Origin of the sequence: Bradyrhizobium cenepequi (assembly GCF_020329485.1) — a bacterium.
Classification (GTDB): domain Bacteria; phylum Pseudomonadota; class Alphaproteobacteria; order Rhizobiales; family Xanthobacteraceae; genus Bradyrhizobium; species Bradyrhizobium cenepequi.
This window is the reverse complement of sequence record NZ_JAGKJI010000058.1, coordinates 19,216-38,948: the sequence shown is the minus strand read 5'-3', so window position 1 is coordinate 38,948 and position 19,733 is coordinate 19,216. Positions and strand designations below refer to the sequence as shown.

Below are 19,733 nucleotides of genomic sequence, written 5' to 3'. Positions count from 1 at the left end.
ACTTCGAGCGTCGCCGTCATGTCTACACCAATTCAACCAACGATCACTGACGGTAGCCATAGATCTTGTCCCAATCGGCAACCCAGTCGGCATGCAGCTTCACATACTGGTCGAAGTTCGGATACCAGGGCTTTACGATCTTGGGATCGTAGCCTTCGGGATAGGCTGGACTCTCCTTCAGCGAGGTCAGGTTGCCCTGCTCCTTGATCATGAAGCTCTGACCCTCCTTCGACAGGCACCAGTTCAGATAAAGCTTTGCGGCGTTCGGATGGGCCGCGGTCTTTGGAATCCCCGTCGCATAGGGATTGACCGGCACACCCTCAGGCGGGAACACCATCTTCACCGGCGCGCCTTCCTTCTGCTTGGGATAGATCGCGTTGTAGAGCAGCGGTCCAAGGCCGACCTCGCCGCGCACCACCGCGTCCGACATCGGCGCCCCCGACGGATAGAGGATCGGATGGGTCGCCGTCTGCTTGGCCCAATAGTCCTCGCCGAGCACCTGGCGCTCGAACATGATGCGGGTCCAGGTGGTGCCGCCGGATTGTGCGAAAACCTGCCCAGTCAGCTTGTCATATTGCGGCTTGGTCAGGTCCATCCAGCTCTTGGGTGGCTCTTTGACGATCTCGGTGTTGTAGGCGATCGACCACACCACGGTGGCGCGCGGCCAGAACTTCGGCGAGACCAGCGCCGCGGGATCGTAATCGGCGGCATTCGGCGGCGCGTAATCCTGGAACAGATCGGCGAGCGGCAGCATCAAGGCACGGTCGGAGTGATCGACGACGTCGGCGATCAGCTTGCCAGCAGCCGCCTCGGTCCTGACGCGGGTGATGAGCTGGCCACCGGGCGCGCGGACCATCTCGACCTTGATCTCCGGGAAACGCTTGTTGAACTGCTTGATAACGTCCTGCTCGACCTCGGCATAGTTCGCCGTGTAGAGCACCATCTTGCCTTCCGCTTTCGCGGCCGCGATCAATTCGGGCGAGCCGAAATTCTCCTCTGCCCGCGCCGCGCCGCCGAGCACCATGCCGAGACCGGCGATGCCGGCGATCATGGCCACGAATTTCCTGTTCATCAACAATCCTCCCTGTCCCATTGTTTATTTTATCCGCTGTGCGACGCTGCCTTGCGAAGCGCTGCGCGCCAGCCAGTTGGCACCGCCAATGAGAACGCCGAGCAAAACCGTCTGCACCAGGCTGAAGGCCGCGGTCTTCCCGATATTGCCGCCCTCGTAATAGTCGAGCAGCAGCACCGACATCACCATGGTGTCGCTGGTATAGAGGAACAGCGATGATCCCAATTCGCGGATCGCCAGCACGAACAGAAGCGTCATCGAGGCGAGCACGCCGGGCCGCGCCAACGGCAGCATGACGGTGGCAATGGTGCCGAGCATGCCCTTGCCGCAGACCCAGGCGGCCTCCTCGAGCTCACGATGGATCTGCATGAACGAGGTCGACAGCGATTTCACGGTGTCCGGCATGAAGCGCGCAATGAAGGCGAGCGCCAGTATCCAGATCGTGCCGTAAAGGCCGCCGGGAATGCCGATCCAGGCCCAGAGATAGGCGACGCCGACCACGAGTCCTGGAATCGCCACCGGCACGGTCGAGATCAGGTCGATTGCGCGACGGCCCGGCAGGCGGGTGCGGTGGATAGTGTAGCCGATCGCGAAGGCCAGCGCGCCGCCGATGATCGCGGTGATGATCCCGACCTCCACCGCGTTGTAGATCGACCGCAGCGTCAGCGGATTGTCGAAAATCGCATTGAAATGCATCAGCGAATAGGCGCGCATGTCGAACAGCGCCGAGACATCGCGGATGAACATGAACTTGCGGAATGCCGCGACGATTAGCGCCAGCATCGGCAGCACCACGACCCCGAGCAGATAGACCAGGCCAAGCGCGAAGGTGAACCAGCGCCAGCCCCCCAGGTCGAGGCTGCGCGGCCGGAACGCCTTGCCGGCAACGGTGGTGTAGCTGCGGCCGGTCAGCACCTTCTGCTGCAGGTATACGAGCCCACCGGTGACCACCATCAGCAGGATCGCAACCGCAGCGGCGGTGTTGTAGAGCGGCGGCGACCAGTTGGTGAGCTTGAAGATATAGGTCGTCAGCACGTTGATGTTGGCTGGCGCCCCCAACACGGCCGGGATGCCATAGATGCCGAGCATCACGATGAAGGACAGCAGCATGCCGGAGACGATCGCCGGCATGATCAGGGGAAATGTCACCGTGAACAGCGTCGAGAACGCGCTGGCGCCGGAGATTTCGGCGGCCTCCTCGAGGCTCGGATCCATGTTCCGCAGCGCCGAGGAGGTGAACATATAGACATAGGGCGCGTAATAGATGCCGAACACGAAAACGAGGCCCCACATCGAATAGAAGTCGACGTGCCAGTCGAGCCCGGCCCATTTGAACACCATGTTGATCAGGCCGGTCTTGGGCGAGCCCAGGATCGACCATGCCACGCCGGCGACCAGCGGCGGCGCGAACAGCGGCAGGACGCTGGCCGCGGCGATCACCGCCTTGCCCGGCGTGTTGGTGCGCACCACCACCCAGGAGAACAACAGCCCGATCGCGACCGCGATCAGCGTGCCGCCGCCGCAGGCGATCAGCGTGTTGAACAGCGCCTCGGCGACATTCGGATTGGCGAGCACCGTCAGGAAGTTTGTGACAGAGAGATGTCGCAGGCTGAGGCCATCGACCACCGGGTTGGTATCGGTGAGCGCGCCCAACAGCAGCGTGAGAATGGGGTAGATGACGAGGAACCCCAGGATCGCCAGCAGGAATGCAACCCAGGCGCCAGCGATCACGCCCTGGCGTCTCACCGCAATGCCGCTTTCCGCGTCGTCGATGCGCCGGACAGCCTCTACACTCAAATCGTTTCCCCTTGCCAGCGGCCGTCTTTTTTGCGTTGCGGTCGCCGTCGCAGATCAAAGCGTAGTCGATTGGAGGACCGACGGGAAGTGGCCGAAAGTCGCTGATCAGCAAGTAGCGTCGTCCGCATATGCCCATGCAGCGGCGCGGCTGGGGACGACCGCGCCGCCGTAGTACATGCCGCGTGTTGCAATGGCTTAAGGAATTCGCGGTGGTGTATCCGTTTGCTCTGCGCATTGAGACCATTTTTCGTTAGCGGACGTACGCCCGCAAAGGGCGGCGGGCCAAACGACCTGTGTATACCGAAAACCTAAACCCTGACGTAGTGGTGATGGAGTCCACCGAGTATGGGGAACGATTTGATGGTTCCGGTCCGCTGAACCGCCCGCAATTTAGTATCGATCTGCGGTCGCCCTCCCCGTGGGCGCGACTTCCAGCGCCAGTGGCGGCGAAAGCCGGCCCGATGCCACCGCACGAGCGTCTTGGGCCGGATGATGGTGAGGACATGCAGGATCGATGGAAACCAGCGATAGAGCTGAATGAAGAACCAGCGATCATTGTTCGTGAGCCGGACGCGACCATGCAGCTTACGCCTCAAGACAATCAATTGACGTCGGAGCGCCGCATTCTCTGCTTCAAGTCGGCTCTTCGACTTGAGAGGCGAAGCCAGGACGGGCAGCACGAAACACAGTAGCCCGATCATTCGTCCAGCTTAGGCGATTCCGTCACCGCATCAACTCGGAAAGGTTTTCGGTACACACAGCCTTGCGGCGGTCCGGAACGAACTTCACTTTACTTCGTTAGCCGGATCACGCCTTAATCGGGAAACAAGCGTCATGACCGAGCCGACATCCCAGACCGACACTCGTCAGCGCCGATCGCCACTGCCGTGGTTAGCAGTCGTGCTCGCGGCCGCCATCGTTGCTGGGGGCGCTTTCTGGATGAATCATGATGCCGGAAGGAAGTCGGCTGCCGAGCAACAAAAAGCTGATATGCTCCCGGCTATCGAGCAGATCAAACAAACTATATCCTCGCTCCAGCGGACTGTGCAGGACATCCAGTCCGATCAGCAGAAGTTGGCAGGACAAGTCACCTACCTTCAACAGAAGGCATCTGCACAACAGGGTGAACGCAAGTTATTATCCGATCAGTTGGGCGCACTAAGCGCACGCGTTGATACACTGGTTTCATCAAACGCTGAGAGCACCCCAGCAGCGCCCCAAAAGAACAGGCGCGGCAAGCGATGACGAGCCTGGCTTTTCTCGCCTACCGCTGATGCCCCAACGGAATACCCAGCGCCCTCGCCTTCTGCCGCAACGAACCTTCCGTACGTTTGGTTACCTTCGCGATTGCAGCAACGGGCGTTCTAGCTTTTGAGTGCGCCCGAAGTTCTTTGACATCAGCTTTCGTATACTCGCGGCGTACAATTTTCTTTGTTTTTGCCTTCTTCGATTTCCTCGCCACGATCACTCCCTTGGTGATGAAAGTGTTTGAGGCACAATTGCCGTGCGCATGAAGCAGAATTAAGGCACTGGCACACACATCATAGGCCGCCCCTCCAGAGTCTGATTAGACGCTCGACCAAATCGATCGATAGCGCGATTAGCCGAAGCACGCGCAACACGATAGGTAACGTTTTCTGTTTTTCTGTCGGAGTCCGTTTGAGGCGTTAGGACGGTAGAAAGGCGAACAAAAAGCCCGGCTTACTCGCCGGGCTATCGCTTGACCTCTTTCGGCTTTTTCGGCGGGTGGCCCGGGTTACGGTGTCCAACACAGGGATCGTCTTGCGCGTCGTAAGCCTCCTGTTGAGGCCGCCTTGCAAAGCGGGGAGCGGTTTTGAGAACTGACCTTATGGCGGGCGAACCGATCCCAGCGGCGCAGCATATAGTCGATCGGGCTGGCGACCGAGGATGAGTTCGACAGGCGGGCGCGCTGTTCACGCAGCTATGCTTCCAGCGCCGCCAGCAGAGGAGCGCTCTGTTCTTTGCACACCCGCAACCGCTCCTCGGCACTTTGGCCGTTGATGGCCCGCTCGATATCGAACAGCGCGTCAATGCGCTTGACCGCCAGCTCGGTCTCTCGCGGCCGTTTGCGACCGCCCGGGGACATCCAAAGCCCGTCAGATCGCCGCCGCACCAAAAGAACCTTGCCGAGCGTAACAGCGACGAGCTTGGCTGACTTCGCCACTACGCGGAAGCCGGCTCAAGGGACGGTCGAGCGCAAGTCGGCGGTCGCGAGGTTGATCCGAAAAATCGTCTTGCCGATTTCAACTCCAGCGACCATGCCTCGCCGGGCCGCAATGTTCCCCTTAACGTCGCGCCCCACCCGCAGAGCTTCCTCCCATGCGGCTTCGGCGTCCGGCAGTGCCATCCCGTCGCCGTCGTGGAATGGCCCTCGCCGATTGATGTGAAACTGATAGGTGCCCATTTCGCGCAAATGCGCTCGAACATTCCTTCGCGTTCCTGGAACCGCTTTTTGCGGCTGGTGCAGATAGACGTCGTTGAAGCCCCCGATGTCGATGAGCTTTTCGATATCGCGCATCCGCACTATGTTCTTCTGGATATCGAAGACGCTTTCGGAGCGAAACGTCTGCAGCACACGATTGAGGTGACCCTCGATAGACCGGCCATGCATCATGAGGCAAAGGCGTTTCATAGATGCCTATTCCAGTTGAGCCGGTGCATGGGCTCGAGGCTTCGGGGCAAAGGCGCTTGTCCTCAAGGCGTTCGCCCGACGATCTTGTCGAAGTCTGGATCGTCCGCCGCCCAGCGAAAAGAGACCGACGTGCTGACCTGCAACGGCGTCAAGATGGTGCAGCGCGATACGTCATCCTACGGAGTTTAACGCTGTTGTTTGGTGGAATGAATTGCAGCGAGACAAAAATGCCCTCATAGTACGCTCAACAAAAACAAAGACGTGGTGAGGATTCGCATGTATTCCCTTCGGAGGCGCGATTTTATTCTCGGCAGTTCAACGCTCCTTATGCTCGGCATCTCCCAAACAGCCATCGGGCAACTCGCAGCGGAGATAACGCCTCACGAGAAGGATCTCTACGAATCCGCCAAGAAGGAAGGCGGCGAACTGACATGGTACACTGCCCAGTCAGACGACATTACCGCCCAAGCACTGGGGCGCAGCTTCGAATCGCTCTATCCCAGCCTCAAAGTCAATGTGTTGCGCACGACCGCCCAAGTCGCTTACCAGCGTGTCACACAGGAGATCAAGGCGAGCGCGATTCAGTGCGACGTCTTCAGCTCGACCGACATCGGTCACTCCGTCGCGCTAAAGGCCAGAGGCGCCTTTGAGAAGTTTGTTCCGGACAACGCGAGCAAGGTGCTCGATATCTACAAAGGCTACGATCCGGACGGATACTACTTCGTCACCTCAGCCGGTCTGATCGGCATCGGCTACAATACCGCGAAGGTCAAGGAACCGGACGCTCCCAATAACTGGACGAACCTTCTCGATCCCAAATGGAACAATAACATTGCGCTTGGCCATCCTGGGTTCAGTGGCTATGTCGGCACCTGGGCGCTGACACTTCGCAACCAATACGGCTGGGAGTTCTTCGAGAAGCTGGCCAAAAACAATCCGCGAGTCGGCCGCTCGATCAACGACACGGTCACGATGCTGAACGCCGGAGAAAGTTCGATCGCGGGATCCGGACCTGCCGGAACGCTCTTGCAGAGTGCGCAGAAGGGCAATCCGCTTGCCTTGTCCTATCCGGCGGACGGCACCGTCTTGATCATCGCGCCCTCCAGCATCATGAAGGGCTGCAAGCATCCCGCCACGGCGCGCTTGTTCATGGAGTTTCTGCTGAGCGCGCGCGCATCCCAGATCTGGGCAAATCACTTCAACGAATCCATCCGTCCCGAAGTCTCTCCGCACGAGGGCGCGATTTCCGCGAAGGACATCAAGGTGATCCGTCCGACCGTCGAGCAGATCACAAGGGGAGTTCCTGAGGTGATCAAGCAGTGGCGAGAGACATTCGGCGTCTAGAGCGAGCAGGTTCAATTACGTGACTGACCACTCGCTTCGCGATCGCAACCTTGATCTATCTGGTGCCCTCGGCAGTATTCGGCGGCTGGATGCGGGCATGCTGGTGTGGCTGATCCTCATCGGCCTGCTTGTCTTCTTGGTCCTAAATCCGATTCTGCGGCTGATTGTATCCAGCCTGCAGCAGGCGGACACGGGCCGCTTTACGTTGGAGAACTACAGAGCAGCCTACGGGAATATCAGGCATCTGCAGGCCCTCCTGAACTCGCTCGAACTCGGCGTGGGAGTCGCCCTGCTCGCCTCCTGCTTCGCCGTTCCCCTTGCCTGGGCTATCTCGCGCACCGACATGCCGGGCAAGCCGTTCATCCGCTTGATGGTATTCGCTGCCTTCGTGACGCCGCCCTATCTCGGTGCGATCGGGTGGATATTGCTGGCCGGCCCGAATTCCGGATGGCTGAACAAGGCTTGGCTCGCACTGACCGGCGCCGATCATGGCATCTTCAACATCTATTCGATGGCAGGCCTGATCCTCGTTGTCGCGGTCACCTCGTTTCCTTATACATTCGTTTTCACCAGCTCGGCGCTCGACCTTGTCTCTTCAGAGATGGAAGATGCGGCCAACATCCTGGGCTCTCGCACGTTGCGAACGACGTTGCGCGTGACGCTCCCGCTCGTCACGCCCGCGATTATCGGCGGCATCATCATCAGCTTTCTCGAGGCGATTGCGTTGTTTGGCGCGCCCGCGCTGATCGCCCTGCCTGCTCGCTTCAACGTTGTCTCGACCCAGCTCTGGCAGTTTTTCGAATACCCGGTCCGCATCGAGGAGGCCGCAGCCTATTCGATCCCCCTGCTCGCCATCACTGTCCTGATGTTCTGGCTTCAGCGAAGGATCTTGGGCCGCCGGGGCTACGCCTCCGTCTCCGGCAAGGGTGGCGAGCGGCGAATGATCGCGCTTGGACCGTGGCGCTGGGTCATGTTCGGCTACGCACTTCTGGTCTGCGCCCTCTCGGTCTTTCTGCCGATGATCGTGCTGCTGCAGGCAGCCTTTGCCAAGGCTTGGGGGCGCGGCTTCAGCCTCGATAATCTGACGCTGCACAACTTCTATTATCTCCTGGTCGAGCAAACCCAGGCAAAGCAAACGATCCTGAACACGTTTGTCTATGCGGGCGTGACCGCAGTCGCAGCGGTGAGCCTCTCGCTTGCGATCGCCTACGTCGTCAGTCGCAAGCTGGTCCCTTGGAGCAATGTGCTCGGGTTTCTGTGCATAGCGCCTTTCGTCATCCCGGGCATCGTGCTCGCGATCGGTTTCTATGCAGCTTACGCGTCCCCGCCATTGGCGCTCTACGGCACTGCCACCATATTAATCCTCGGATTCACCACCCGCTTTCTGCCGATCGCCTATACTTCAAGTGCCGCGGGGCTGCGCAGCATCAATCCGGAAATGGAGGAGGCCGTCAGAATTCTGGGCGGCAGCCGCTTCCTGGCCATTCGAAGAGTGTTGATCCCGCTGCTCAAAAAGAGCCTCGCGGGAGCCTGGATTCTGGTCTTCATTCCGGCGACCCGAGAATTGTCATCAGCAATCTTCCTTGTCGGCCCAAACACGCGTGTGATCTCCGTCATGTTGTTCGACCTATCGGAAGAGGGAAATTTCGAAGTTCTGGCAGCTCTCGGCGTCATCCTTCTGATCGCGACCATTGTCATTGCAGCCATTGGAAGCAAGCTGATTGGGCGCGACTTCATGCTGCGGAGGAATACTTGAGTAGGCTCACGCTCACCGGCATTAGCAAGCGCTACGCTGATTTTGCCGCCGTCGACAATATCGATCTCGAATTGCAGTCCGGCGAGTTCGTCTCCCTCCTTGGACCTTCAGGCTGCGGAAAAACGACGACATTGCGGATGATCGCAGGGTTCGTCGATCCCACATCCGGCACGATCGAGGTGGACGGTGAGCTGCTGTCCTCGCCCAAGGGATCGATCCCGCCCGACCGGCGGCAGATGTCCATGATCTTTCAAAGCTACGCGGTCTGGCCGAACATGACCGTCGAACAGAACGTGGCGTTCGGCTTGGAGCTCCGCAAACTGGGCAAATCGGAGATCAAGCGCCGCGTGGGCGAGATGCTCGAGATCGTGCACATGAGCCATCTCGCCGACCGCTACCCGTCCGAGCTGAGCGGCGGCCAGCAGCAGCGGGTGTCGCTGGCCCGCGCCATCGTGATCCGCCCCTCGATCCTGCTGTTGGACGAGCCGCTCTCGAACCTCGACGCCGCTTTGCGGGAGGAGATGCGCTTCGAGATCCGGCGTCTGCACGACGAGTTTCACATCACCACTGTTTACGTGACCCATGATCAAGCCGAGGCCATGGTCACCTCGGACCGAATCGCGGTCATGAATCACGGTCGCATCGAGCAAATCGACGATCCTCGTACGCTCTACGACCGACCAAAGACACGTTTTGTCGCAGGGTTCATCGGGCGCACTAATTTCATCGAAGGCGACAATGACGGACATCGAATTTCCTTCGACGGCTTTGCGCTTCCATGCGCCGCATTCGACGGCATACTTTCTTCACAGCGCAAGACCGTGTTTTCAGTTCGGCCACATAGTATGTGGCTCTCGGAGACGCAGCCCACCACACCGGGGATTTGTCCGCCTGTTGAAGTACTGGTGCTGGAGCGCGCCTTTCTGGGCGAGCACTGGGATTATGTGGTGAAGCCACGCGCAGGCGCCACGACGCTTCGGGTAGCGACATCGCCGGTGAACGATATTGCGGTCGGAGCCAGCGCGTGGCTTCAGCTCGAGCCGCACCAGATGGCGTTGATCGGCTGACCCACCTCCACGATTCAGATCAGGAGCAATGTTCATGTCCTTTACTCCCGCTTCTCAGGCGCTCGCCCGGTTCAAAGTACTGGATCTTACACGGGTGCGCGCCGGTCCCACCGCGGCTCGACAATTGGCGGATTGGGGTGCGGATGTCATCAAGATCGAACTTCCGGCAGGCGCCGAGGGCGGCGACATGGGCGGCCCGCGGCATGGGCCCGACTTCCAGAACCTTCACCGCAACAAGCGCAGCCTTACGCTCAATCTGAAGGAAAAGGACGGCCTCGCGATCTTCAAGCGAATGGTGGAAAGCGCCGATGTCGTGGTCGAAAACTATCGTCCAGACGTCAAGTTTCGCCTCGGGGTCGACTACGAGACCATCCGCTCGATCAACAAACGGATCGTTTACGGCTCGATCTCGGGCTTCGGAGAGGACGGTCCTTATCGCAAACGGCCGGGTTTCGATCAAATTGCTCAGGGAATGGGTGGGCTCATGTCAATCACCGGCATCCCTGGCCAGGGGCCGGTGCGTGTCGGGATTCCCATCGCCGATCTCGGCGCTGGAATCTTCTGCGCGATGGGAATCCTGGTTGCCCTGCTCGAGCGTGAAATATCCGGCGAAGGCCAGTGGGTACAGTCGTCCCTACTCGGCGCTCAGATATCTCTTCTGGACTTTCAAGCGGCACGCTGGCTGATCGCCAAGGAGGTTCCTGGCCAAGCCGGCAATGACCATCCAACAAGCATTCCAACCGGTGTGTTCCCAACCCGTGACGGGCATGTCAACATCGCCGCTTCCGGCGCACATATCTTCGCTCGTTTCTGTCAGGCGCTCGAGCTTGGCCATTTGCTTCAAGATCCACTGTTCGCCGATGATGCAGCGCGTTCCGCCAATCGCATGGCTCTCAATAAGGCGATCGCCGAGGTCACGAAGCTGCGGACAAGCGCCGAACTCATCGATCTGCTCAACAACGCAGGTGTTCCCTGTGGTCCCATCAACCGCATGGACGAGGTATTCGCCGATTCACAGGTGAAGCATCTCGGCATGGCTGCTCCCATCGGACACGCCAGCCTTGGCAACATTGCCTTGGTCAACCAGGCAGTGAAGCTAAGCCGCACGCCAAACCGTATGGTGCAAGCCACTCCCGAAAAAGGCGAGCACACCGAGGAAATACTCAGGGAATACGGCTACGACCCCGACTGCATCGCCGATTTGCGTGACCGCAAGATCATCTAGCCCAGAAATCCGGACCTGAACTCGTTGCTATGGAGGATCGCTTGAAGACAAGTACCGAACGAATGATTGCGAGAAAGGAGGGACCGGTCGGATGGATGCACTTCAACAACCCTGCTCGGCACAACGCGGTCTCCCTCGACATGTGGAAGGCCATCCCGGAAATAATGGCCGAATTTCAAAGAGACGACAACATTCGGGCCGTCGTCCTAAGCGGCGCTGGCGGAAAGGCCTTCGTCTCAGGCGCGGATATTTCTGAATTTGAACAGAAGCGCTCTTCGCCAGAATCCATTGCCGAGTACAACAGGATCGCAGGGCAAGCAAATGACGTCGTCATCGGCTTCCCCAAGCCGACCATTGCGATGATACAGGGCTATTGCATCGGGGGTGGACTTGGCGTGGCTCTATGCTGTGATCTCCGGATCGCTACCGACAGCTCTAGCTTCGCAGTTCCTGCAGCCAAGCTTGGGTTGGGTTATGCCTACGACGGGATCAAACGCCTTGTCGACATTGTTGGTCCCTCCTTTGCCAAGGAGATCTTCTACACGGCACGTCGGTTTGACTCCTCGGAAGCCCTGGAGATGGGTTTGATCAACCGAATCGTACCTACGCGCGACATCGAAAACTACGTGCGGGATTACGCTGTGTTGATCGGAAACAACGCTCCGCTGACCATCCGCTCAGCGAAACTTTGCGTCAATGAAGCGACGAAGGATCCCGAGGATCGGGACCTCGCCGCGGCTCAAGCCGCTGTCGACGCATGTTTCGCGTCGGCCGACTATATCGAAGGCCGGAACGCGTTTGTCGAGAAGCGCAAGCCAGCATTTCGTGCCCGTTAGATCACTACTTCCTCGGTCGATCCTGGCATTTCGATCATCGGTGCCAGTCGAGGTCATGGGGATCGGACGACCATCCATATCGCGCCGCAAGGCTGGAGAGTTTGGTCTTGATCGTGCGGTGCGCCGATTGTTCGAAGCAGCGCCAGACCACGTAGGCGAGGATGCAGGCTGCCAGCACGACGGCGGAGGTAATGGCGATCATATGTCGCCGCGAATTGAGCTCTGTGAGGATCACGTAGCCGAGCTGCAGCTGGAGCAGATAGTGAGGATAAGTGATGCCGCCTGCGGCGAGCACGGTCGCAGCCGGGGTAGGACTCGCTCGATCCAGGTCGCGAGAAAAACGATCCCCTGGGCGATCCAATGGAGCGGCCATCACCTTGGCTTCCCTTCCGATCGCCTAATGAGTGTAAACTGTTTCACAGACAACCTCAAAGCTCGTCTGATATCTTGAGTTTTCCAATCCTCGGTCCTTTGTAAGGCCGTCCCTCAGTGAAGGGAGTAGATTATGCCCTGGATCGGAAGAAAGAAGATCGCATTCGTTCCGCTGTTTCGGACCAACGCCATCCCGCCGGATGTAATTCCGGCCGATTGGAACGGCGATATTTTGCGCCGGGTCCTGTTTGATCCGGACAAGGCGACAGGACTCGATCGATCCCTCCGCGCCTATATCCACGCCGCATCGTCCGGGCGGGCCGACCTGGATGTCGTCGTGAAGCCGATGGCAACAACCGACATACGAGACGTGAGGCTCGAACTTCTTGACGAGCTCCTCGACGGCCCCGGGCTGCGAGCGCAAGGCTTCGATGCAGCCGCGGCTGTCATGCTCGGCGGGCCAGGAGCCGGCACCGCTCAACGAGGGCGGTTCTGGGCACGCTTCGTCATGGCCGAAAAACTCGGAACCTGGGCCATGGAGCTTATGCACGTCCTGACCGGGTTTGACGACATACGATGCCAACCACAATTCGTCGACTGCGCGAACGACCTGGGAGACATAGGCAACTTCGACGAGATGGCCTTTAACGGCGGCATGCATCCCTCGGCGTACACGAAGGCCGCTATCCAGTGGCTTGATGCGTCCGCGATCGCGAAGCACACGGGTCGCGTGGCGGGCTATGCATTGCACGCCGTGGGTCTGGTCCAGCCGCCCCCATCCGGCAGGTCAACGGCAGTGCGGATCGGATCGCAGGTCCCCTATCTCATGATCGAAGCACGGCTCATGGTCGATCAGTTCGAGTCCCCCCAGCCAGTTAGAGCCCGGCGTTCCCAGCCAAGGGGTGATCGTTTATCGGGTTCAGACGTCGGATCCGCATGGTAGCTCGCAGAACAACCTCATCCCAGTCTTCCTTCAAACGCCCACCGCCCTTTCCATCGGACAGTCGTTCATATCGGACACAAACGTAGCGGTCAGCGTGACCGGCACCACTCCAGGTGGATTCTTGGTTGTCGTGGACGACCGAAATGCGCCGTTCGAGACCGGCCAACTGCTGTCCTATGGGGACACCGGCACTTCCGGTAATGTCTCAAGCCCAGTGATCGTCGGGTTCGGCGGATGGCAGGCTTTCAAGTTTCTCTTCTCCGGGAGGAACGTCGCCGGTGAGAACCGCATCTACGCTGTGAACCAAAATGGCGAACTGCTGTCCTATGCGGACGCCGGCACTCCCGGTAATGTCTCGAGCCCAGTGGTCGTCGGGTTGGGAGGGTGGCAGGCTTTCAAGCTTCTCTTCTCCGGGAGGAACGTCGCCGGTGAGAACCGTATCTATGCGGTGAACCAAAACGGCGAACTGCTGTCCTATGCGGACGCCGGCACTCCCGGTAATGTCTCGAGCCCAGTGGTCGTCGGGTTCGGCGGGTGGCAGGCTTTCAAGTTTCTCTTCTCCGGGAGGAACGTCGCCGGTGAGAACAGTATCTATGCGGTGAACCAAAACGGCGAACTGCTGTCCTATGCGGACGCCGGGACTCCCGGCAACGTCTCGAGCCCAGTGGTCGTCGGGTTCGGCGGGTGGCAGAATTTCAAGTTTCTCTTCTCCGGTGTGAACACCGCCGGTGAGAACCGCATCTACGCCGTGAACCAAAACGGCGAACTGCTGTCCTATGGGGACGCCGGAACTCCCGGCAACGTCTCAAGCCCAGTCGTCGTCGGGTTCGGCGGTTGGAAGGATTTCAAATTTCTCTTCTCCGGTAGGAACCTCGCCGGTGAGAACCGCATCTACGCAGCGGTTGCCAAAACCTGAAGAGTGTAGAAATTCGTCCGCATTCGACGATGTGTTGTGTTGGGAAACGCCTTGATCGGGCGCACGCCGCCGTTGGCCATGGCTTGTGCGAGCGCCGCCCAGCCGTGGCCGTCGAGGTTTTGGTACGTGAACACGACCCGGGCGCCGTCGCGGCAAACCCGCCGGATTTTGAAATGTTCGACGGCCGCCCGAGATCGTGATCCCGCCGCGGGGAAACCGTTCAAGGCGTCAGGCGAAACCAGGCCGAAACGCACCAGCCATGGCACGAAGAAGTGGCCGAGTTCCGAGTAAGAAATGTAATCGAAGTACGGCGGGTCGATCAGGACGAGATCGATCGAAGCATCCCGCAGATGCGCAAGGTTCTTGGCGTCGCCGCGCCTGAGATCGCAAGCACCCTGTGGGCGGTCTTCGACGGCCCTCACACTCCCTGCCCTCATCGGTTCATACGGATCCGTCAGCGCGTCGGCGGCGCGCTGCACCGAGCGCACCGCCAAGGCCAAAATCGATAGAGCGACACCTAGTTGTGCCGCCCTGTTTTCTTTCGCCCCACCGAGTTGGATAGCAAAATGGTAGCAAAGTTCGCCGGCGTGAAGCCGGCGGATTTGAAATTCATCCGACTCTTAGATTTTCAGCGGACGTTTTGCCCCTGTTGCTAATTTCTTCGTAGCTCACCTTGGTACCCTCATTGAGACCGCTCAGCCCTGCTTTTTCGACGGCTGAGATGTGCACGAAGACATCCTTGCCGCCGTTGTCGGGTTGAATAAATCCATAACCTTTGGTTGCATTGAACCACTTCACAATACCTGTCGCCACGTCGGCACTCCGCTTTTGAACCAATGGCGGTAATCTACGGTGGCGGGACGGTCCACGGCAAGAAAAACCCGCCAGTGTGAACCGGCGGGCAATTGGCGGCCTCTTCTATCGCTTGGTTGGCAGCTTTACCGGGATTTGCGGTGTTGTGCTGACAACCCTCACGCTTCCGTCGGAAGCATGACTTTTAAGCGTCTCCAAAACCAGAAAGAACTTTTCCGCAAGCATGGCGGCCTCCCCTGGCAGGTGATTTGCGGAACACGCTATCACTCCTGCAGAACCAAACCAGCACTTATGACACTCCGAGAATCAGCTGAAGTCACCACAGGTTAAATACGGAGACCGCGCTAGGAACGGAGCTTTTGTGGGGAGGTTGAATGAGTGCACGACAGGGCCGAATAACCAACGGCTCCCTTGCGCTCCCCCGTTGTTCGCTACCATCCCTAAAAAAACCTGCCCCTTCGTGGGGAAATGTGCTCGATTTCACCACAAGCAAACGACGTCTTGTAGCGCGAAGGAATTCCAGCCGTGCTCCGGACCGTTTTGAGGCTTTGCATACCCTGCCTGGTAGTCTCAGGCTGCGCGAGCCGAGGTCCTCACCTCGCGGACATGCCGCATTGGATGGGCGGATTGTCGCCGAATGCGCCCCACGTCGCGGAACGCCGGAATACGACTCATGGCAGGCTGAGTGGGAAGGAAGCGGCGAGGCCGAAAACTGGGACCACCAACCAGCCGACCCGCTGATTTGGCAAAAAGACAATTCCCCCGTGTGGGGAATTTGGGCGCATTTGAACCGTTAGTCAATTATCGACACCCAGCAGGGATCCATCTCATGGAGTTGCCTGCACCGGCCTTGTTGTTAGGCGTCTTTCTTGCAGGCGTTTTGGTTGGCTACGTCGTCAGAGCGTTCATCTCCGCCAGGCGTCGGACCCGAGCCCGCCACCGGCGGCGTGATTTCGAATAACCCACACCCACCACGCCCTGTAGCTTCATCGCGTTCCGACCCTTGAGTGTTGATAATCTGGCAACAGCGCGATTTGCGGCGCTCTAGAATGCCGGGGTTGTCAGTTGGTCAGGGGGTTCAGAAATGGGGCAGAGTGACCGGACTTCCAAGCTACAACGTGCGTTTTTGCAGCAGCATACGGCTGATCTATGCGAACAGCGGCCGAGTTGGAATGGTTGAGAGAGCAGGTTAGGCGAGCGGAAAAGTTGGATCCTCAGCGCACCTTGGCTCAGTTCAAGGCTCACCGGCAGCAGAAAGCGACCATGGCTAACCGACGCGCGCCCACTAGAGTCTTCCACACACGCGAAAGCTGGCAGTCTCGACGCCCAAGGGATTGAGAATTTGCCCTGCCGGCCGTCCGGTCGTCCAGTAGCGGAGGAATTGGGTTCGTGGCGGCAAGGCATGACCTATGACAGCGCCGCAAAAACTCGCGCGGGACATGAAAGCGGAGGGCTTCAAACGATCCTAGTCTGCTGCGTCGGGCCGCCCGATCGCGACCCCCGCTCTCCGCTGCCGGCACGATGCCGAAGTGCCGCTCGATAGACTTCCGGATTGGGACTGGTACGATATCTGTGCCCACCTGAAATGCAGCCGTTGCGGCTCCGTGGGGTGGGTTGATCCCCGGCCGAACTGGTCGGAGGCCATCAATTACAACAAAGGTATTTAAGGGAGATAATCATGCTTCGATTAGCAGTGTTTTTTCTCTCGTTCTCACCACCGCGGCCACCGCCCAAACCAACCGAACCGAACTAAAGAAAGCGGCCCTAATCGGCACCGACATGGAACTGATTGTTGCTGTTGTAGAGGTGCCCCCCGGCAACAGCCTCGCCCGACACTCCCATAACCTTCCAGCTTAGGCGATTCCGTCACCTCATCAAACTCGGATAAGATTTTCGGTACACACAGGCAATGGGACCAAACCGCCGGACCAGACCTAGGCTGCCGGTCGAACGGTCACGTTTTCGGTCCACTTCGTGATATGCTTGGCGATGGCGACCAGTTCGCCACGCTGATTCTTGACCTCTATATTGGCAAGGGTGCGCCGCCGCGGTTCGTCGATCTCGACGATCACATAGCTCACGGTGATGGTGTCGCCGAAGAACACCGGCTTGAGGAAGCGCACGCCGTCATAGCCGAGCGACACCGGCGTCGCGTTGATGCCCTTCCTCAAACTCTCGTCGATCATGCGTGTCGATGTGTTCGACATGAAGCCGACCAACAGCGCGCCGTGCGCGATGCGATGCCCATACATTGAGTGGCTCATAAACTGTTCGTCGACGTGGTTCGGCGACAGGTCGCCGGTCAACCCGGCGAACATGTAGACATCGGATTCGCCGACCGTTTTCGAGAAGGTGACGGTGTCGCCGATCTTGGCATGCATGACGGCCATGGAAATGATTCCTTTTTCAGTAAGAATGCGGGACGGACGTCACGATGCCGAACCGATCGCGCCGTTGCGGTAGAGCGACTGGATCGCGTTGTTATCGTAGCCAAGTTCGGTCAGGATCTCTTTGGATTGCGCGCCGAGCTCCTGCGGCGGCAGCCGCACCTCCGGCACCTGGCCGTCGTACTGGATCGGATGGCTGACGAGGGTGATCGGCACGCCGGTCGCCCCTGGCACGGTCTGGAAACTGCCGTTATGCACGATCTGCGGATCGTCGGCGAGCTTCGAATAGTCGTTGACCGGCGCGTGCCAGATGCCGCGCGCGGTGAAGATCTCGACGCACTCCGCCGTAGTGCGCTTGGCGACATTGGCCGCGATGGCCGTGGTGATCTCATCGCGCCGCGTGAACGCCTCGCTGTCGGGCACGCGTTGTTCGCTCGGCAGGTCGAGCGCGTCGCCCAGCACGTCGAGCGAGCCGAGCGAGATCGCGACATGGCCGTCACGCGTGGCATAGAGGCCATATGGCGCGCTGTAGTACCAGCCGGCGACATGCTCGGGCTGGTGCGTGTCGTCCGGCGGGGCGCCGTTCATGTAGCAGGTTAGAGATTCCTGCTGCAGATCAAGCGCCGCCGACAACAGATTGGCGTCGACGCGGCATCCTTTCCCGGTTTTTGCCCGCCCCACCAGCGCCGCAAGGATTCCAGCCGCGAACAAGACAGCGCCGTGATGATCGACGGCGGAAACGCCGATGGCGCGCGGGCCGTTCCTGCGGGTGCCGGTGATCGTGGCGAGCCCCGACAGCGCCTGCACCAGAAGGTCCTGTCCCGGCCGGTTCACGTAGGGCCCGTCGGGGCCGAAGCCCGAGGCGGTGGCGTAGATGATATCAGGCTTGATTGCGCGCGCCGCGTCATAGCCGAGGCCGAGCTTGTCCAGCACGCCGGGCCGGAAATTCTCGGTGAGCACGTCGGCAGTCGCGATCAGCTTGCACGCGATCTCGATTGCCTCAGGCTTTTTCAGATCGAGCACAAGGCTGCGCTTGTTGCGGTTGCCGACCAGCAGCAGCATGCTCTGGCCATCAACCCGCTTGTTGTTGGCGCCGCTCCATTTGCGCTGGAAGGCGCCGTCCGGCGGCTCGACCGCGATCACATCGGCACCGAGATCGGCGAGGAACTGCACGCCAAGCGGGCCCATCAGGAAGTGATTGAAGCTCAGGACGCGAACGCCCTTTAGAAGATCAACCATGCCGTGTCCCCGCCGTTGCCGGACCGCCCGGTGGATCGGACAGTGCTCACCTTTTCTGAAATCGTTTTCAGAGTTCTACCCGCCCCGCCCCCAGTGTCAAGCCGCAAACGCCCGCGGGCTGTACAACGGGCTTGGAATGAACCAAGTTCGGCGGGCTTTTATGGATAAGGGTGCATTCGCCGCAATGGTCGCGCGGATGCCGTTTGAGTAGTCTCATGGCCAGCAAGCCGCCGCCCGCGACCACCTGGAGTCACTCCCAGGCGCGCGTGAAGATCGAGGATGTCGCGCGTCAGGCCGGGGTATCGCCGGCCACAGTGTCGCGTGTGCTCAATCATCCGGCGATCGTGCGCCCCGAGCTGCGCGACAAGGTGGCGCGCGCCATCTCCAGCCTCTCGTATACCCGCGACAGCGCCGGACGCGCGCTGAAATCGGGACGGATGCGCACCATCGGCGCCATCGTTCCGACCCTCGGACTCAGCATCTTCGCCGAAGGCGTGGAGGCGTTGCAGAACCGTCTCAGCGAAGCCGGCTACACGCTTCTGATCGCCAATGCGCAATACGACCAGCAGCGCGAGTTGCAGGAAATGCGCAGTCTGATCGAACGCGGCATCGACGGCGTCGTGCTGGTCGGCGGCTCGCACAGCCCGGAGCTACGCACGATGATCCGACAGGCCGGCATGCCTGTCATCACCACCTACGTATCGAGGCCAACCAGCGGGATGCCCGCGATCGGCATCGATAACGAGGCCGCAACGCGCGAACTAACCCGCTACCTGCTCGGCATCGGCCATGTGTCCTTCGGCGCCATCGCCAACGTGCCTCCGTCAAACGACCGCTCGCGGGCGCGGCTTGAAGGCGTACAGAAGGCCCTGGCAAAGGCCGGGATCGAACTGAAGCCGACCCAGATCATCAAGGCGGATCATTCGCTGGCGCAGGGCCGCAGCGCGTTCCGCCAGCTTATAACCGATCACCCAGAGATCACGGCGGTGATCTGCACCACCGACACACTGGCGATCGGCGCGATGGCCGAAGCCCGCAAACTCGGCTTCAAGGTGCCGCAAACGCTGTCGATCACCGGCTTCGACGACATTGAGCTCGCCGCGCAGATCGACCCGCCACTGACTACGATCAGCGTTCCCGCCGCCGAGATCGGGCGCGGCGCCGCCGACTATCTCATCAACGCGATTTCCGGATTGTCGATCCCGAGCAGCATCGAACTGCCGTACCGGATGATCGTGCGCGGCTCGGCCGCGGCGGCGCCGCCATCACAGACTCGCAAGAGCACCAGAGCAAAAGCAGTCTGGAACCGCTGA

At 59.8% G+C, this 19,733-nt stretch carries 19 protein-coding genes and 2 pseudogenes; 10 read left to right on the top strand and 11 right to left on the bottom strand.

What is annotated here, in order from left to right; genetic code table 11:
- Positions 1 to 43: 43 nt before the first annotated feature.
- Positions 44 to 1,072: an ABC transporter substrate-binding protein gene (locus tag J6497_RS34955; protein WP_225708752.1), complete on the bottom strand. Its 1,029-nt coding sequence runs from the start codon at positions 1,070 to 1,072 to the stop codon at positions 44 to 46.
- 24 nt (positions 1,073 to 1,096) lie between these two features.
- Positions 1,097 to 2,869 carry an ABC transporter permease gene (locus J6497_RS34950; RefSeq protein ID WP_225708751.1) on the bottom strand — a complete coding sequence of 591 codons (1,773 nt, stop codon included), beginning with the start codon at positions 2,867 to 2,869 and terminating at the stop codon, positions 1,097 to 1,099.
- Positions 2,870 to 3,198: 329 nt separating this feature from the next.
- Between J6497_RS34950 and J6497_RS34945 the strand changes: the two genes are divergently transcribed.
- Both J6497_RS34945 and J6497_RS34940 read left to right on the top strand, forming a co-directional pair.
- Entirely contained in the window at positions 3,199 to 3,561 is a 363-nt protein-coding gene (locus J6497_RS34945; protein ID WP_225708750.1) for a hypothetical protein, read from the top strand.
- Positions 3,562 to 3,703: 142 nt separating this feature from the next.
- Complete coding sequence (locus J6497_RS34940) at positions 3,704 to 4,114, top strand: hypothetical protein (RefSeq protein ID WP_225708749.1); 411 nt, start codon at positions 3,704 to 3,706, stop codon at positions 4,112 to 4,114.
- Between the two features lie 19 nt (positions 4,115 to 4,133).
- On the opposite strand, the gene J6497_RS42240 is transcribed toward J6497_RS34940, so the two are convergent.
- The 4 genes and pseudogenes from J6497_RS42240 to J6497_RS34925 form a co-directional block, all read right to left on the bottom strand.
- The gene (locus J6497_RS42240) at positions 4,134 to 4,331 is read right to left on the bottom strand and encodes a hypothetical protein (protein ID WP_376708319.1); all 198 of its coding nucleotides are present in this window, start codon (positions 4,329 to 4,331) and stop codon (positions 4,134 to 4,136) included.
- A 393-nt stretch (positions 4,332 to 4,724) separates the two neighbouring features.
- Positions 4,725 to 4,934: pseudogene (locus tag J6497_RS34935) on the bottom strand (IS66 family transposase); the annotation flags it as partial.
- 3 nt (positions 4,935 to 4,937) lie between these two features.
- Positions 4,938 to 5,054: pseudogene (locus J6497_RS34930) on the bottom strand (NUDIX hydrolase); the annotation flags it as partial.
- 15 nt (positions 5,055 to 5,069) lie between these two features.
- A complete protein-coding gene (locus J6497_RS34925) occupies positions 5,070 to 5,465 on the bottom strand; it encodes a DUF6894 family protein (RefSeq protein WP_225708748.1) in 396 nt (131 codons plus the stop codon).
- A 333-nt stretch (positions 5,466 to 5,798) separates the two neighbouring features.
- Between J6497_RS34925 and J6497_RS34920 the strand changes: the two genes are divergently transcribed.
- The 5 genes from J6497_RS34920 to J6497_RS34900 all read left to right on the top strand — a co-directional run bounded on the left by J6497_RS34920 (position 5,799) and on the right by J6497_RS34900 (position 11,750).
- Positions 5,799 to 6,866: an ABC transporter substrate-binding protein gene (locus J6497_RS34920; RefSeq protein WP_225708747.1), complete on the top strand. Its 1,068-nt coding sequence runs from the start codon at positions 5,799 to 5,801 to the stop codon at positions 6,864 to 6,866.
- 97 nt (positions 6,867 to 6,963) lie between these two features.
- Positions 6,964 to 8,622, top strand: a complete 1,659-nt coding sequence (locus tag J6497_RS34915; RefSeq protein WP_225708746.1) for an ABC transporter permease — start codon at positions 6,964 to 6,966, stop codon at positions 8,620 to 8,622.
- Positions 8,619 to 9,689: an ABC transporter ATP-binding protein gene (locus tag J6497_RS34910; protein ID WP_225708745.1), complete on the top strand. Its 1,071-nt coding sequence runs from the start codon at positions 8,619 to 8,621 to the stop codon at positions 9,687 to 9,689. Before J6497_RS34915 ends, J6497_RS34910 begins: the two co-directional genes overlap by 4 nt.
- 34 nt (positions 9,690 to 9,723) lie before the next feature.
- On the top strand, positions 9,724 to 10,914 hold the full coding sequence (locus J6497_RS34905) for a CaiB/BaiF CoA transferase family protein (protein WP_225708744.1): 1,191 nt from the start codon (positions 9,724 to 9,726) through the stop codon (positions 10,912 to 10,914).
- Between the two features lie 41 nt (positions 10,915 to 10,955).
- Positions 10,956 to 11,750 carry an enoyl-CoA hydratase gene (locus tag J6497_RS34900; protein ID WP_225708743.1) on the top strand — a complete coding sequence of 265 codons (795 nt, stop codon included), beginning with the start codon at positions 10,956 to 10,958 and terminating at the stop codon, positions 11,748 to 11,750.
- 34 nt (positions 11,751 to 11,784) lie between these two features.
- On the opposite strand, the gene J6497_RS34895 is transcribed toward J6497_RS34900, so the two are convergent.
- The gene (locus tag J6497_RS34895; RefSeq protein WP_225708742.1) at positions 11,785 to 12,045 is read right to left on the bottom strand and encodes a hypothetical protein; all 261 of its coding nucleotides are present in this window, start codon (positions 12,043 to 12,045) and stop codon (positions 11,785 to 11,787) included.
- A gap of 210 nt (positions 12,046 to 12,255) precedes the next feature.
- Here J6497_RS34895 and J6497_RS34890 point away from each other — a divergent pair, with 210 nt between their 5' ends.
- Both J6497_RS34890 and J6497_RS34885 read left to right on the top strand, forming a co-directional pair.
- Positions 12,256 to 13,065, top strand: a complete 810-nt coding sequence (locus J6497_RS34890; RefSeq protein WP_225708741.1) for a hypothetical protein — start codon at positions 12,256 to 12,258, stop codon at positions 13,063 to 13,065.
- Between the two features lie 94 nt (positions 13,066 to 13,159).
- Positions 13,160 to 13,981: a tachylectin-related carbohydrate-binding protein gene (locus tag J6497_RS34885; RefSeq protein ID WP_225708740.1), complete on the top strand. Its 822-nt coding sequence runs from the start codon at positions 13,160 to 13,162 to the stop codon at positions 13,979 to 13,981.
- Here J6497_RS34885 and J6497_RS34880 read toward each other — a convergent pair.
- From J6497_RS34880 to J6497_RS34865, 4 genes are all read right to left on the bottom strand, one after another.
- The gene (locus tag J6497_RS34880; RefSeq protein ID WP_225708739.1) at positions 13,957 to 14,475 is read right to left on the bottom strand and encodes a hypothetical protein; all 519 of its coding nucleotides are present in this window, start codon (positions 14,473 to 14,475) and stop codon (positions 13,957 to 13,959) included. The genes J6497_RS34885 and J6497_RS34880 overlap by 25 nt on opposite strands.
- A gap of 115 nt (positions 14,476 to 14,590) precedes the next feature.
- Positions 14,591 to 14,794: a cold-shock protein gene (locus tag J6497_RS34875; protein WP_225708738.1), complete on the bottom strand. Its 204-nt coding sequence runs from the start codon at positions 14,792 to 14,794 to the stop codon at positions 14,591 to 14,593.
- A 1,934-nt stretch (positions 14,795 to 16,728) separates the two neighbouring features.
- Complete coding sequence (locus J6497_RS34870) at positions 16,729 to 17,184, bottom strand: MaoC family dehydratase (RefSeq protein WP_225708737.1); 456 nt, start codon at positions 17,182 to 17,184, stop codon at positions 16,729 to 16,731.
- Between the two features lie 39 nt (positions 17,185 to 17,223).
- Positions 17,224 to 18,420: a CaiB/BaiF CoA transferase family protein gene (locus J6497_RS34865; RefSeq protein WP_225708736.1), complete on the bottom strand. Its 1,197-nt coding sequence runs from the start codon at positions 18,418 to 18,420 to the stop codon at positions 17,224 to 17,226.
- Between the two features lie 215 nt (positions 18,421 to 18,635).
- On the opposite strand from J6497_RS34865, the gene J6497_RS34860 reads away from it, so the two are divergent.
- Complete coding sequence (locus tag J6497_RS34860; protein WP_225708735.1) at positions 18,636 to 19,733, top strand: LacI family DNA-binding transcriptional regulator; 1,098 nt, start codon at positions 18,636 to 18,638, stop codon at positions 19,731 to 19,733.

Coding starts and splice junctions, on each gene's coding strand:
- J6497_RS34955 (WP_225708752.1), bottom strand. CDS start 1,072: ATGAACAGGAAATTCGTGGCCATGATCGCCGGCATCGCCGGTCTCGGC.
- J6497_RS34945 (WP_225708750.1), top strand. CDS start 3,199: ATGGAGTCCACCGAGTATGGGGAACGATTTGATGGTTCCGGTCCGCTG.
- J6497_RS34940 (WP_225708749.1), top strand. CDS start 3,704: ATGACCGAGCCGACATCCCAGACCGACACTCGTCAGCGCCGATCGCCA.
- J6497_RS34920 (WP_225708747.1), top strand. CDS start 5,799: ATGTATTCCCTTCGGAGGCGCGATTTTATTCTCGGCAGTTCAACGCTC.
- J6497_RS34915 (WP_225708746.1), top strand. CDS start 6,964: ATGCTGGTGTGGCTGATCCTCATCGGCCTGCTTGTCTTCTTGGTCCTA.
- J6497_RS34905 (WP_225708744.1), top strand. CDS start 9,724: ATGTCCTTTACTCCCGCTTCTCAGGCGCTCGCCCGGTTCAAAGTACTG.
- J6497_RS34890 (WP_225708741.1), top strand. CDS start 12,256: ATGCCCTGGATCGGAAGAAAGAAGATCGCATTCGTTCCGCTGTTTCGG.
- J6497_RS34870 (WP_225708737.1), bottom strand. CDS start 17,184: ATGGCCGTCATGCATGCCAAGATCGGCGACACCGTCACCTTCTCGAAA.
- J6497_RS34865 (WP_225708736.1), bottom strand. CDS start 18,420: ATGGTTGATCTTCTAAAGGGCGTTCGCGTCCTGAGCTTCAATCACTTC.
- J6497_RS34860 (WP_225708735.1), top strand. CDS start 18,636: ATGGCCAGCAAGCCGCCGCCCGCGACCACCTGGAGTCACTCCCAGGCG.